This is a genomic window from Streptosporangium sp. NPDC001559, from assembly GCF_042893955.1.
GTDB lineage: Bacteria > Actinomycetota > Actinomycetes > Streptosporangiales > Streptosporangiaceae > Streptosporangium.
Genome location: NZ_JBIAVG010000003.1, coordinates 190,521 through 203,015 on the forward strand (window position 1 = coordinate 190,521; position 12,495 = coordinate 203,015).

The 12,495-nt window shown below is 68.5% G+C and carries 14 protein-coding genes and 1 pseudogene; 7 read left to right on the forward strand and 8 right to left on the reverse strand.

The features are described 5' to 3' along the window. Window positions 1–37 precede the first annotated feature (37 nt). The gene (locus ACFYY8_RS07945) at window positions 38–1,012 is read left to right on the forward strand and encodes a YafY family protein (RefSeq protein ID WP_344211092.1); all 975 of its coding nucleotides are present in this window, start codon (window positions 38–40) and stop codon (window positions 1,010–1,012) included. 272 nt (window positions 1,013–1,284) lie between these two features. Continuing rightward, a pseudogene (locus tag ACFYY8_RS07950) lies at window positions 1,285–1,485 on the forward strand (dihydrofolate reductase family protein); the annotation flags it as partial. Window positions 1,486–1,550: 65 nt separating this feature from the next. Here the strand turns inward: ACFYY8_RS07950 and ACFYY8_RS07955 are convergent. Further along, complete coding sequence (locus tag ACFYY8_RS07955; RefSeq protein ID WP_020545272.1) at window positions 1,551–1,682, reverse strand: LuxR C-terminal-related transcriptional regulator; 132 nt, start codon at window positions 1,680–1,682, stop codon at window positions 1,551–1,553. A 341-nt stretch (window positions 1,683–2,023) separates the two neighbouring features. Between ACFYY8_RS07955 and ACFYY8_RS07960 the strand changes: the two genes are divergently transcribed. Next, complete coding sequence (locus ACFYY8_RS07960) at window positions 2,024–2,443, forward strand: FAD-dependent monooxygenase (protein ID WP_390038350.1); 420 nt, start codon at window positions 2,024–2,026, stop codon at window positions 2,441–2,443. Window positions 2,444–2,545: 102 nt separating this feature from the next. On the opposite strand, the gene ACFYY8_RS07965 is transcribed toward ACFYY8_RS07960, so the two are convergent. The 6 genes from ACFYY8_RS07965 to ACFYY8_RS07990 form a co-directional block, all read right to left on the reverse strand. Next, window positions 2,546–3,514 carry an ankyrin repeat domain-containing protein gene (locus tag ACFYY8_RS07965; RefSeq protein WP_390038353.1) on the reverse strand — a complete coding sequence of 323 codons (969 nt, stop codon included), beginning with the start codon at window positions 3,512–3,514 and terminating at the stop codon, window positions 2,546–2,548. Window positions 3,515–3,729: 215 nt separating this feature from the next. Next, the gene (locus ACFYY8_RS07970; protein ID WP_390038355.1) at window positions 3,730–5,334 is read right to left on the reverse strand and encodes a YncE family protein; all 1,605 of its coding nucleotides are present in this window, start codon (window positions 5,332–5,334) and stop codon (window positions 3,730–3,732) included. Between the two features lie 411 nt (window positions 5,335–5,745). Beyond that, a complete protein-coding gene (lepB, locus tag ACFYY8_RS07975; RefSeq protein ID WP_390039051.1) occupies window positions 5,746–6,216 on the reverse strand; it encodes a signal peptidase I in 471 nt (156 codons plus the stop codon). Between the two features lie 248 nt (window positions 6,217–6,464). Next, complete coding sequence (locus ACFYY8_RS07980; protein WP_390038357.1) at window positions 6,465–6,755, reverse strand: antibiotic biosynthesis monooxygenase family protein; 291 nt, start codon at window positions 6,753–6,755, stop codon at window positions 6,465–6,467. Window positions 6,756–7,020: 265 nt separating this feature from the next. Further along, window positions 7,021–7,683: an SDR family NAD(P)-dependent oxidoreductase gene (locus ACFYY8_RS07985; RefSeq protein WP_390038359.1), complete on the reverse strand. Its 663-nt coding sequence runs from the start codon at window positions 7,681–7,683 to the stop codon at window positions 7,021–7,023. Then, window positions 7,680–8,600 carry an ADP-ribosylglycohydrolase family protein gene (locus ACFYY8_RS07990; RefSeq protein WP_390039053.1) on the reverse strand — a complete coding sequence of 307 codons (921 nt, stop codon included), beginning with the start codon at window positions 8,598–8,600 and terminating at the stop codon, window positions 7,680–7,682. Before ACFYY8_RS07990 ends, ACFYY8_RS07985 begins: the two co-directional genes overlap by 4 nt. 80 nt (window positions 8,601–8,680) lie before the next feature. Here ACFYY8_RS07990 and ACFYY8_RS07995 point away from each other — a divergent pair, with 80 nt between their 5' ends. The 4 genes from ACFYY8_RS07995 to ACFYY8_RS08010 all read left to right on the forward strand — a co-directional run bounded on the left by ACFYY8_RS07995 (window position 8,681) and on the right by ACFYY8_RS08010 (window position 11,302). Continuing rightward, on the forward strand, window positions 8,681–9,013 hold the full coding sequence (locus ACFYY8_RS07995; protein ID WP_390038361.1) for a hypothetical protein: 333 nt from the start codon (window positions 8,681–8,683) through the stop codon (window positions 9,011–9,013). A gap of 438 nt (window positions 9,014–9,451) precedes the next feature. Then, window positions 9,452–10,024 carry an RNA polymerase sigma factor gene (locus ACFYY8_RS08000; protein ID WP_390038363.1) on the forward strand — a complete coding sequence of 191 codons (573 nt, stop codon included), beginning with the start codon at window positions 9,452–9,454 and terminating at the stop codon, window positions 10,022–10,024. 20 nt (window positions 10,025–10,044) lie between these two features. After that, entirely contained in the window at window positions 10,045–10,695 is a 651-nt protein-coding gene (locus tag ACFYY8_RS08005) for a hypothetical protein (protein WP_390038365.1), read from the forward strand. A gap of 109 nt (window positions 10,696–10,804) precedes the next feature. Further along, window positions 10,805–11,302, forward strand: a complete 498-nt coding sequence (locus tag ACFYY8_RS08010; RefSeq protein WP_390038367.1) for a hypothetical protein — start codon at window positions 10,805–10,807, stop codon at window positions 11,300–11,302. Here ACFYY8_RS08010 and ACFYY8_RS08015 read toward each other — a convergent pair whose 3' ends face one another. Beyond that, on the reverse strand, window positions 11,303–12,370 hold the full coding sequence (locus ACFYY8_RS08015) for an aldo/keto reductase (RefSeq protein ID WP_390038368.1): 1,068 nt from the start codon (window positions 12,368–12,370) through the stop codon (window positions 11,303–11,305). It lies immediately after the preceding gene. Window positions 12,371–12,495 lie beyond the last annotated feature (125 nt).

Genomic DNA, 12,495 nt, shown 5'->3' on the forward strand with positions numbered 1-12,495 from the left:
GTAAGAACCGTTCCTAATGAACGGGCAGACTCGAAGAATGTTGGAAACCTCGGCGCGGCTGCTGCGCCTGCTCTCGCTGCTCCAGACGCCCCGCGAGTGGACCGGCGCCGAACTGGCCGAACGGCTGTCGGTCAGCACCCGCACCATCCGCAACGACGTGGAACGCCTGCGAAACCTCGGCTATCCGGTGCACGGCAACCGAGGCGCGGTGGGCGGCTACCGGCTCGGTGCCGGGGCCGCGCTGCCGCCGCTGCTGCTCGACGATGAAGAGGCGGTCGCGGTGGCGATCGGACTGCGCACCGCCGCCGGAGGCACGATCACCGGAGTCGAGGAGACCTCGCTGCGCGCGCTGGCCAAACTGGAGCAGGTGCTACCGACCCGGCTCCGGCGCCGTGTCAACGCCCTCCAGCGGTACGCCGTCGCGGTACCCCGGGACGACCTGGGCCCACGGGTGGACGCGGACACGCTGAGCGCCCTCGCCGCCGCCTGCCGGGATCACGAGCGCCTGCGATTCGACTACCGAAGCCACGACGGCTCCGAGAGCCGGCGCGAGGTGGAACCATACCGACTGGTCAACTGGGGACGACGGTGGTACCTCGTCGGGTTCGACGTCGAGCGGGCCGGCTGGCGGACGTTCCGGGTGGACCGGCTCCACCCACGCACCCCGACGGGTCCCCGATTCACCCCCCGCGATCTCCCCGAGGAGGCCATCGACCAGGTACGCCGGGGCGTGTCGTCGGCTGCCTGGCGATACCGGGCCCAGGTCGTCGTGCACGTACCAGCCGAACAGCTCGCCGAACGAATCAACGCCGCCATCGGCACGATCACGCCGGTCGACGACACCCGCTGCCTGCTGGACACCGGCGCGGACAGCATCGAGGCGCTCGCCGTTCACCTCGGCCTGCTCGGCGTCGATTTCACCGTGACGGAGCCCGCGGAACTCGTCGAACTCGTGCGTGCACTCGCCGACCGCTATCACCGCGCCACCGAGCCACAGCCGCAGCACACCTGATATGGCGGGCGTCCTTGTCAAGTGGGCCTGCGGTTATCTGGGGTAGTCAAGCGAACTGGCTGGTCAGCCGCCTGAGGGTCGTTCAGACACGTAAGGCAAGTAGGTTGCTCGCGTTCGGCGCGTAGATGGATGGTCGAGAGGTCTATCAGCCGCTTGAAAGGACCCCCACCGGGCGCTCGAGGACGTGCCCGAGGGCGGCGTCCACACCTTTGTGACGGACGGGATCGAAAGCGCCCTGCGGCAAGGCCAGGGAGGTCGCCGGCGGCAAGAACGTCGCCGTGATGGGCGGCGCGGACCTCGGGCGGCAGTTCATGAGGGCGGGGCTGGTCGACCAGATCGGGATCCATCTGGTGCCTGTGCTGTTCGGCGGGGGCCAGCGGCTCTTCGACCACCTGGGGGCGACCACATCCAGCTTGAGGTGGTCAACGTGGTCGACACCCCGCTGGCCACCCATCTGCTCTACCGCATCGTGAAATGACCCGTCATCGCTGAGCGGGCCTGTCCGGAATCGCCTTGGCCGGGGCATGGAGCTGGACGCTCATCTCTCGGTCGTCGCGGAGCCGCCGAGCCCGGCCTGGCGGGCTTTGACGATGGCTTCGGCACGATCGGTGGTGTGGAGCTTGGCGAAGATGTTGGAGATGTTGTTGCGAATGGTCTTCTCGCTGAGCACAAGTCGTTCGGCGATGGCGGTGTTGGACTTCCCGCGGGGCCATGAGGTCGAGGATGTCGCGCTCCCGGGACCTGGCCGACAACCCGCAGGCCTGGCCCCACGCGAACCTCGCCGGCCATCCCGCCGCCGCGGCGGCAATGCCGTAGGACTGGACCCCATGGCTCCGTCATGCCAGCGGACAGTCGGCCTGTTTCCCTGCCGATCAGATTGCCGCGGTAGGCGCGCGGAGTGTGCCCGGACCTTTCCCGTCTTCCCTATCGAGGATCAGCCGGCCTGTCGAGCTCCATCTCGAGATCCGGCGCGGTCACGAGCTCACCGGTTTCACCTAGGGCGCGGATGGCGTGACCCTCCAGGTCAGCGGGCCGGACGGGCCGTACACGATCGAAACGCGCTACCTGATCGGCGCCGACGGCGGGCACAGCATCGTACGCAAGCTGGCCGGGATCGCCTTCCCCGGCGTGACGACCGACGAGACGATCGCGCGCACCGCGCACGCCGTCGTGCCGGCCGAGCTCGTCGATCCGGTCACCGGCCGGCTCGACATTCCCGGGTACGGACCCATCCCGCCGTTCCTGCACCACCGGACCGAGCGCGGGTTGTTCGTGTACGCGGCCCTCCCGGGCGCCCCCGCACCGTTGATGTATTTGCTCGGAAAGGTGGCCGGAATGCGGCGAAACCCACATGCAGGACCCGCCGATGACGCCCGGCCGTACCCGACAGCCCGGGAAACGATCAACTCCTGTCCGGGAAGCGATCTCTGACGACGCCACTGCTCCGCAGGTCAGCTGTACTCGTGAACACCCCACCAGGACAAGAGGCCCGGTTCCAGAACATGGAGTCGGGCCTTTTCGCTGTGTCACCGGTCAGGTCCACCAGTCTCGCTCGGGCAGCCTGAGCCACATGTCAGGTTGGTCGGTGATCGATCGGGCGTCGGTCGGCCGCAGGGCCGCACCGGCGAAGCAGTAGGCCACGGCTTGGCGGTGGTAGAGGTAGGTGGCGAGGATCTCCTCGGCGGGCTCGTCGGCGGAGACGCCGCCGCCGCCGGGGTGCGTGTCCCATTCCTCGATGACGCCGTTGCGGGCGACGGCTCCCTGATTGCCGCTCTTGGGGTTGGCGTACATCCCGTGGCAGACGGTGCCGGTCGACAGGCGCTTCATGACGCCAGGGGTGGATGCGTTGTACGCCCACGGTTGGAAGACGACGCACCCACCGGGCACGTCCGTGACGCCGATGACGGCCAGGCTGTCGTCCTCATCTTCCCAGGGATCCTCCATGAGCTCTTCGACGTCGGCGTCATCGGCCGGTACGGCCTCCAGTCGCTGCGCCGCCTCGGTCGCGGTGACGCTGGCCACACAGGCGAGGCTGAAGCCGTTGTGCTCCAGGCGTCCCAACGTGGTGATCAGGTGCCTGGCCTCGACCGCGGCGGCGGTCTCGGCGGAGGACAGGCCGGCCTCGCCGTCGGGAAGAGGGAACAGGTCAGGGGTGAGGGAAGCCAGGCTGAGCCGTCCGGGGGACCAGCTGTTCATCATCGGTCGCCACGGGTCGGCTCCGGCGGCGACCAGCGCGCGGGCGTTGCCGGGGCGGTTGTTGAAGACGGCTTCCCAGAGCGCGGTACGGTCCTCGTGCTCCGCGTCGATGTCGTCAACGTGCCGGGCCAGTTCCGCGACCACCTCGGGCGAGCCACGCTCGGCCGCCACGTGCAACGGCCGTCCGAGGAAGGACACCTCTGAATTTGGGTCGGTACCCGCGTCGAGCCGGGCGCGGATCAGATTGAGATTCGTCCAGCCATCCCAGCCGATACCAGACCATCCGGTTTCGTCGTTGACGACCATGACACTCCTTGGGGACATACGGGATATATGAGTGCTGATCATGGCGTATGGCGCTGACAGATTCGGCTGGGACCGCAGTCGCCACCTGTTCGAGGGCTACGAGGGCGGTTCCTCACTCAGGTGGACCCTCTGGCTGTCTTGGCGATCGGTAGTCCTTGGCGGGGGTAAGCATGGGTGACGGCGAGTCGGGTCGCCGTCTCCCATGCGCCGGGATGCTACGCGGGCGGCTGGAGGACGGTGACCACGTGGGTGGTGCTCGCTGACTTGATGGTCGAGTTGCCGAGCAAGTTGACGGTGTACGTGTGTTCGCCGGCCGTGGTCGGCGTATCGGAGAAGCTGAACGACCCGTCGGCGGCGGGCATCAACTTCACCAGGCTCTTCGAGGTGACGGTGCCATCCGGGCTGACGACCTTGCGCGAGACGGTGATGATTGTCCGCGGGAAGATGATGCCGTCGGCGCCGAAGGTGCCGCTGAAGTCGAGTCGCTCACCGATGTTGCCCGTCGCCGGTCCGGTCACAGTGAGCGTCGGCTCATATAAGGCCACCGTGACGGTCACCGAAGAGCCGCTGCCCCGGAACCATGAGTTGCCCGGCCAGTACACCTGATATTTGAAGGCCCCGACGGACGGCGGGGCGTCGGTGAATCGGTAGGTCCCGTCCGCTGCCGTGGTGATCTCCTGGAACGGCCGGGAGGTGCCGTCGGGAAGCCAGCGGTGCAGTTCGAGCGTCTGTACGCCGGGCGGCAGCCCGCTGCTCAGCGTGAGCCGTCCGCCGAAGGTCGACTGCTTGAGCGCGGTCACCTTGGCGGGAGCCGTCAAGGTCAGCGTGGAGGAGTGGTAGGGCGAGGGTGGCAGCCGCCAGAGGTGCATCCGCCCGGTGCCGGGCTCTTTCAAAACCGCGAAGGTGAGCGTGCCGTAGAACTCGATGCTGCCCGCCACCACCGTCTTCCCCTGGTGGGCGGCCGTGTAGATGACCTCCGCGGTGGTCGCGTCGTACACCACGAGCTCGGCCGCGTCGCCCGCGGAGGAGTTCCAGCCGCCCACAACGTAGGCGTCGTTCGGGCTGGCCCCGACGGCGGTGGGGATGCCGTGCTCGCCGAATCCGCTGCTGTCGTAGACGCGGCCCCGTGTCAGGGCCGTCGTGTCCCAGGCGTCGAACCGGCGGGTGTCGTCCAGCGCGGACAGCGCCGTCGCCCCGTGCTCGGTGAGTGCGAGATCGCGCAGGGCCGGCAGTTCGTTCGCGTCTCCGTGGATCTCGCCACGCGACGTGGCGGGCGTGGTGCTGATGTCGTACACCCTGACCGTGGCGGGGCCGACCCCGGGCTCTCCGGCCACCAGCGTGTTCCCGGAGACGGCCACGAGCGGGGCCTGGGTCGTGGCCGGCCCGACCCGGACGAGGGTGGGGGTCGCCGCCGACGTGATGAGGCCGAGAACGCCTCCCCCTCCCGCTTCGCCGCAACCGAACCCGATCCACAGCCGGTCGTACTCCTGCGCCAGGCTCGACGGGCACGGGTATGCGGTGAGGTCGATGCGCCTGGTGACGGCGAGCGTGGTGCTGTCGATCTCGATCACTTCGTTCGAGTCGCGCAACGCCGCGTACACCTTCCTGCCGTCCTCCGGCGAGGCAAGGGCGACAGCACCGGACAGGCCGGGGATCGTGCCACTGACCTTGCCGTCGGTGGACGCGACCACGATCTGGTCGTCGGCGGCGACGAAGACCTTCCTGTTGCGCGCCACCACGTCTCCTCCCTTCCCCGCGACGCCGAGGTCGGTGACGGTCGCGGCGGCCGCGGTGGGCGCCTGGGTGACGAACAGGGCCACCGTCAGGAGGAGGGTCCCGGTCCAGGCGACTAATCGGCGGGATAGAGAAGCAGGGGCAGAGGTCGATGGGCGCACAGGCACTCCGTTCCGGAGGAGAAGGGGAGCGTCGAGCGTCCCGGCATGACTACGGGACCCGCTCCCCTTGGTGATCTTCATCAATCGAACATATATTCGCATAACGTGAGATCGTCGTCCAGGGCGGCTGTCGGGCGTGGTGCGGAAGCAGGCCGGGACACATCGAGACCACCCGCGGTGACCCCTCGTCGTCGGCGTGGGATCGCCGACGGCCGCGCAAATGCCGCAACGGGTGCCCCTGGTTTCTCACGGCTGTCTCGGTTCGACGCGGTGTCCATCGCTCACGGAAGCCGGGGAGGCCCGCCGACAGGTCGTCCGGGTGGCCCGGCCTGGGGTTCAGCTGGATCCGGTGTCCACGACGCCGACGACGTCCGAGACCGCGATCGTGCCGTGCTCGGCGGTGTCCTGGTAATAGCGCGAGTCTGCGGATATATCGCGGTTGTCGCCCATGATCCAGAGTCGGCCCGGCGGCACGTCGCGCTCGAAGGCCGCGGCGGAGGCCGGATGCGCGGACACGTATGGCTCGGACAGCGAGCGTCCGTTGACCACCACCTTCCCGGTGGCGTCGCAGCAACTGACGGAGCTCCCGGGAGTGCCGATGATCCGCGCTACGCGGAAACCGGCGTCCGGCTGGGAACCCGGGTCGGTCCATGACGCGGGTGGCCGGTAGAGGATGACCTCGCCGGTCTTCGGAACGAAGTCTTCGCCGACCATGCGGGCGATGAAGTGCTGGCCTTTCTTGATGGTGGGCTCCATCGCGGCGCTTCCGGCTCGGAAGCCTCTTCTTCCCGTGGTGTCCTCCACCATTCCGCAGGCGGTCGTGGGGGCGATGAGTAACACCGCGATTAGGGCCCTCAGTCTTCTGAACACCACCCGGGCATTGTCCGAGTCACACGCGGTTCTGAACTGGCGATTCTTGTCACGATCTCATTCCACCTCCACGGCGCGTCGGAAGGCGGCCGGTTTCGTTCCCGAAGGGAAAGCCCGGAACGCGAGTTTCGGTTCCAGGTTATGGATTCGTCGCCGCGAGGCGGAAAGAGGCGCCTTGTGAACGTTCAGGACCTGAAACTGTAGGCGCGTTCGACCCGGGCGATCTGAACGTCGTAGTACTCGTACCAGCGCTCGCGTCCGAGTCGTTGCGCCTCCAGGTGCTCGACGTCAGCCTTCCAGCTGGCGATCGCCTCGGCGTCGGCGTAGTAGATCACCGTCAGTTCGTGGCCGTCGGCTCTGGCGACGGACTCGCGACCCAGGTAGCCCGGCCACTTGGTGCCGAGCTCGACCATCCGGGCCGCCATCTCGTCATACCCCTCCAGGCCGGTGTCCTTCAGCTTCTGGGTGATGATCACCGCGTAGTAGGGGGGGTGTAATAGGCGTCATGTGTCTATGCTACTGACAATCCCGTTTCGGCGCGCTTGATATTAGAGGGGGTCCCGCTCGTCGGAGTCCCTTTCGGCCAGGCCGAATGCGCCTGCTGACGGATAAGGCGCCGCCGAAAAGAATCGTGTGATCACCGACCGTTATCGTTTCATTCGGGCGCGCCTTACTTCGCTGACCGTCCTGGTTCTTGTGGCGCTGCCGGTCCGCGGAACGGCTGGGAGACGCCCGCTGCTGTCAGGGCGAACGCGGTGCCGGCAGGACGGACAGTTCGCAGGCGTAGGCGTCGGGGGGCGCGTTCAGAACCCAGACGATCATCGCGGCCAGGGACTGCGGCTGAATGCACAGTCCGGGGTCGTACGGGCGCCCGAAGGCGTGCCTGACCTCTCCCAGCAGGTCGGTCGCCGTTCCCCCGGGGAAGACCGTGGTGACACGCACCCCGTGGGCCGCCTCCTCCGCGCGCAGCGACTCGGCCAGTTCCCGCAGCGCCGCCTTGCTGGCGACGAAGGCCGACCAGCGGGGGACGGCGGTCATTCCGGGCGAGGCGTTGACGAAGATCACGTGACCTCCGGACCGACGCAACGCGGGCAGCGTCAGCCGTACGAGCTCGGCGGCCGAGGCCACGTTCACCGCCAGTGTCCGCCGCCACGTCTCAGGGTCGGTCTCGGCGACGGCCTCGACGGGGGAGACACCCGCGCAGTGCACCAGCGCCTGGATATCCTCCAACCCTTCCAACGCGGCGGCCAGGGTGGTGGGTTCGGCCAGGTCGGCCTCGATGCCACGGACGTCGAGCCGCCCGACGTCACGCCCCACGGCGATCACCCGATGTCCCGCCTCGGTGAGCGCGTCGACCAGCACCCTCCCGATCCCTCCCGTGGCCCCGGTCACCAGTACGTTCACGATGCCAGCCCATGGGCGAGGTCGAGCAGGTGCGGCAGGCGCAGGACCCGGCCGCCGCCTCCCGGGAGCGGGACGTGGAGAGGTTCGGTCCAGCGAGTCGGGATCGCGGTCAACCCGTGGACGGCCCCGGCCAGGCCGCCGGTGACCGCGGCGACGGTGTCGGTGTCGCCGCCCAGGTCGATCGCGGCGCGGACCGCGTCCTCGTAGCCCCGGGTGGTGCGCAGAGCCCATACCGCCGAACCGAGGCAGGCCCAGACGGCGCCGTTGGACTCGGTGGCCTGGCTGGGATGCCAGTCCGGCGCCAGGACGACGGCGTATCGCTCCCGGTGATCGGGGTGAACGGCGGAGAGAGTCAGGGAAAGGGAGTCCAACGGGTCGGCACCGCTCAGGGCGGCGCGAACCAGGTCGTGGAAGATCGCGGTGCCCTCCCAGGCCGCGGGGTCGCCGTGGGTGAGGGCGGCGATGCGGCGGGCGGCGTCCATGGTGGCGTGCCGTCCCCTGGGGGCGAAGTACACCGCCGAAGGGGTGGCCCGCATCAGCGAGCCGTTGCCCGCGGCGCGGTGACTGCTGCGGTAGTGGGCGACGGCGGCCTGATCCCAGGGCAGGCCACGCGTCAGGACGTCCTCGGTCTGCAGCCCGATGTCCTTGGGGTCGTCGGCCGCCCAGCGCAGGAAACGCGTGAAGATGTCCGGCAGGTCCAGGCCGTCGCGTTCCAGGAGCGACTCGGCGACGTGAACGGCCATTTGTGTGTCATCGGTGGCCTCCCCGGCGTTCCAACCGCCGCCTTCGCTCATCTCGTTTCCAGAGCCGGGTGCCGGAAAGCGGGCGGAGAACGCGCCTGGCGGACCGAACTCGAAGGGCGCGCCCAGAGCGTCACCGACCGCCGAACCGACGATCGCCCCGGCGGCACGCTCCATGTGATCCACAACAGCAGGGTACTGACCGGCCCTGCGGACCGCGTTAGTCTCATTCGCAGACGACTCGGATGGAGGCGGGTGTGGAGGTTGATCCGCACGTCCACGTTGAGCGGCAGGTGTTGCGGTCCGGTGCCGACTTTCGCAATGTGATCGTTTCGTCGTTCGGGCTCGTGCCCGACAGCCCGGGTGTCGTCACCGCCGGGTGTGGGCTTCAGGTGCCCTACGCGATGACCTCGATCCGCCCGGAGAGCGTCACCTGTCTGCCGTGCCGGGAGCACGCGCACCGGGAGTATCTCGGCTTCGCCGAGCAGGTGGAGCGTCTGAGCCGGATGCCCGGCGCGCCCGTCTCCAGCGACCAGGCGGCAGAGGCCGCACGACGGGCCCGAGACCTCGCACAGCGATTCTCCGGTTGAGCCACGGCGGTTCTCCCACGCTGGACCACCGTGGTTCTCCGGTCGGGTCACGGCGGTTCTTCCGCTGAGCCGTGGCGGCTCTCCTGTCGAATCGCGGTGGTTCTCCCGCCGGGTCACGGCGACCCTCCGGCCGAGTACGGTGACCACGCGTCGGGACGGGGGCCCTCCGCGCGGACGGCCGGAAGGCGCCTCGAACCGATCGGCCGGGCGACGGATCCTGCCGGCCCGGCTCCATCGATCTCTGAGCAGGGCGGATACGGCGACCACGCCCCCGATCAGGACGGTCGCGAGGTGGCGGGAGCCGTACGGATGACCGGTGAAAGCTCAGCCGGGGAGGACCGAAGGCTGCCGGGGTTGTGGGGGTTGAGCATGTAACGCTTCTTTTGGCTTCTTCCAAGCACTGACGTGTTCGGGAGGACGACGAAGGGAGCACGGCCAGTGCGCCTCAAACACACGGGATCGGTGGCGATCTCCACCGATCCCGAGGCTTTCGAAGCCTTCTACAGGCGCCACGTCGAAGCGGTCACGCGATTCATGGCCCGCAGGGTGGACGATCCGCACACGGTCGCCGACCTGGTCGCGGAGGTCTTCGTCGCGGTGCTCGACTCGGCGCACACCTACCGCTCTGGCCTGGGCAGTGAGATCGGCTGGCTGTACGGCGTGGCGCGCAACACCCTGTCGGCGGAACGGCGGCGGACGGCGAGCGAACTGCGCCTCACCAGCAGGATCAGCGGACGGAGGCTCCTCGACGCGGACGACCTGCTGCGGCTTGAGGAGCGTCTGGACGCGGAGAGTCCGGCCCGGCGGGCCTTCGAGGCCATGGCCGGTCTGCCGGAGAGCGAACGCGCCGTCCTGGAACTGGTCGTCGTCGACCAGCTCTCCATTCCTGAGGCGGCGACCGCGCTCGGCATCCGGCAGGGGACCGCCAGGGTCCGGCTGTACCGCGCCCGCCGCGCGCTGCGCCACGCTCCCGGCGTCATCTCCCCCACGGTCATGGAAGGACTCCGATGAATTTCGAGGAGAGACTGCTCATGGAACTCAAGGCAGAGATGAGCGAGCGGATGGCGCGGGGGCCCGTCCGCAGGCCCCTGCGCAGGCGCCTGCTGACAGGGGTGGCGGTGGCGGGACTGGCCGCCGCGGCGCTGGTGGCCGTACCGATGATCACGGGGACGGAGAACTCGGCGTACGCGCTGACCGAGAACCCGGACGGATCCATCACGTTGAAGATCAACGAGTTCCGGAACCCGGACCAGGTCGAGCGGGACCTCGCCGATCTGGGCGTGAAGGCGGACGTCTCCTACGTCCAGCCAGGCAAGAGGTGCGCTCCGGAGCGGTTCACCACCATCGGTGAGCCGTCCTTCACCCCCGAGGAGCTGCGGAGTAAGGACCCCAAGGTTAGGAAGCGGGTCCTGGAGGCGACGGAGGGCACACCCTCACGTCAGGTGTACGACACCGTGCCGGGGGGCGGCCTGAAGATCTACCCGGAGAGGATCAAGCCGAACTGGACCGTGGTCATGGAGTTCACCGAGAACGAGGACCAGACCTCGGGCCCGGAGAAGCCGAGGGCGCTGTGGCAGTTCCTCTTCCAGGTCACCGACGGCCCCGTCAAGCCCTGCGTGGTCGTCGACGATCCGTCCTGGGACGTGATCGGCCCCGAGGGGCTCCCGCCCGCGGGTAGCTGATCCCCGGTAGGACGAGCCATCGCGGAGCACGGAACTCACCGACGAAGTTCGTTAGGTAGCGCCACTATCGAATATTGGATAACATCACTATCCAAGGAAGGTGAGTTCTATGACCGTGATCGTCCTTTTCGTGGCCACGCTGTGCTTCCGTCTGTCGGGGGCGGTGTTCGGCGTGGCGCGCTTCGCCACCTGGAGGGTGAGCGCCGCCTGTGGGCTGGCCGTCATGCTGGTCATGACGGCCAGTGCCCATTTCGTCCCGCCGAGCGTGACGTTCATGCCGAACCACGCCGACATGGTGGCGATGGTTCCGCCGTTCGTCCCGTTGCCCGCCTTCGTGGTCTATCTGACCGGTGTCCTGGAGCTGGCCGGGGCGGTCGGGCTGGTGCTTCCCGCCACCCGGCGGGCGGCCGGGATCTGCCTGGCACTGCTGTTCGTGCTCATGCTTCCGGCCAACGTCTACGCCGTGCTGGCCGGGACGACCCTCGCAGGGGAGCCCGCGACACCGCTGTGGCAGCGGGTCCCCGAGCAGGTCCTCTTCATCGGCGTCGCACTGTGGGCCGCGGGCGTCGCGGCGCGCGGGACGCGGGAGCCCTCCGCCGTGCGTTGATCAGCGCGCGACCCTGGTGCCGCCGAAGATGAGGCCCAGTGGCATCGGGCTGGTCAGGAACGCGTGCGGGAAGCCGAGATCGACGGCACTGGCCTCGTCGAGGGCGGTCACCTCGTCCTCGGTGAGGCGCAGTTCAAGGGCGCCCAGGTTGTCCTCAAGCTGCTTGAGAGTCCTTGCTCCGACGATCGAGGACGTGACCGCCGGGTTGAGCAGCGTCCAGGCGAGCGCGACCTGCGCGGGAGTGGCCCCCTTACCCGCGGCGACCTCCTTGACCACGTCGGCGATGGCGAGACCACGCTCGGTCAGGGAGCCGTTGGACACCGCGATGTTCTTCCGCGTCCCCTCGGCGGTGGCCGACACCGCTCCGGTCTCCAGGTCGGCGCGGGTGTACTTGCCGGTCAGCACGCCGCTGCCGAGCGGGGACCAGGGGATCACCCCGAGTCCCATCTCACGCGCCATCGGGATGAGGTCACGCTCGACGGTCCGCTCGATCAGGCTGTACTCGATCTGTAGCGCGATCAGCGGACTCCACCCGCGAAGGTCGGCGATCGCCTGCATGCGTGAGACCTGCCAGGCGGGGGTGTCGGAGATGCCGACGTAGAGCACCTTGCCCGCCCTGACCAGGTCGTCCATGGCGCGCAACACCTCCTCGACCGGAGTGGTGCCGTCCCAGGCGTGTAGGTAGAGCAGGTCGATGTAGTCGGTGTTCAGCCTGCGCAGGCTCGCCTCGACCGAGTCGACCATGCTCTTGCGGTGGTTGCCGCCCGAGTTGGGGTCGCCGGGGCGGGTGGCCAGCGTGTACTTCGTGGCGAGCACCAGACGTTCGCGGCGGCCGTACGCGAACTCGCCGAGCAACCGCTCCGCCGTACCGTTGGTGTACTGGTTGGCGGTGTCGACGAAGTTGCCGCCCCGGTCGAGATAGGTGTCGAAGATCTGCCGTGCCTCGTCCTTGTCCGATCCCCAGCCCCAGTCGGACCCGAAGGTCATGGTGCCCAGGGAGAGAGGGGAGACGCGCAGGCCGGAACGGCCGAGCAGCCGGTAGAGGTCGAGGGAGACGGGTTCGGACACGATGGCCTCCTGTGTGCCGGATTCGTTTCTCCCATGCTGGAACGATCACGTACGGCCAACCAGTGAAGGTCCTTCCTGGGACTGGCTCTCCCAGGCAATGGGACCGGCTCTCCCAGGCGACCGGA

Coding starts and splice junctions, on each gene's coding strand:
- lepB (WP_390039051.1), bottom strand. CDS start 6,216: ATGGTGGAGGACACCACGGGAAGAAGAGGCTTCCGAGCCGGAAGCGCC.
- ACFYY8_RS07990 (WP_390039053.1), bottom strand. CDS start 8,600: ATGGAGCGTGCCGCCGGGGCGATCGTCGGTTCGGCGGTCGGTGACGCT.
- ACFYY8_RS07965 (WP_390038353.1), bottom strand. CDS start 3,514: ATGGTCGTCAACGACGAAACCGGATGGTCTGGTATCGGCTGGGATGGC.
- ACFYY8_RS08005 (WP_390038365.1), top strand. CDS start 10,045: ATGGAACTCAAGGCAGAGATGAGCGAGCGGATGGCGCGGGGGCCCGTC.
- ACFYY8_RS07945 (WP_344211092.1), top strand. CDS start 38: ATGTTGGAAACCTCGGCGCGGCTGCTGCGCCTGCTCTCGCTGCTCCAG.
- ACFYY8_RS08010 (WP_390038367.1), top strand. CDS start 10,805: ATGACCGTGATCGTCCTTTTCGTGGCCACGCTGTGCTTCCGTCTGTCG.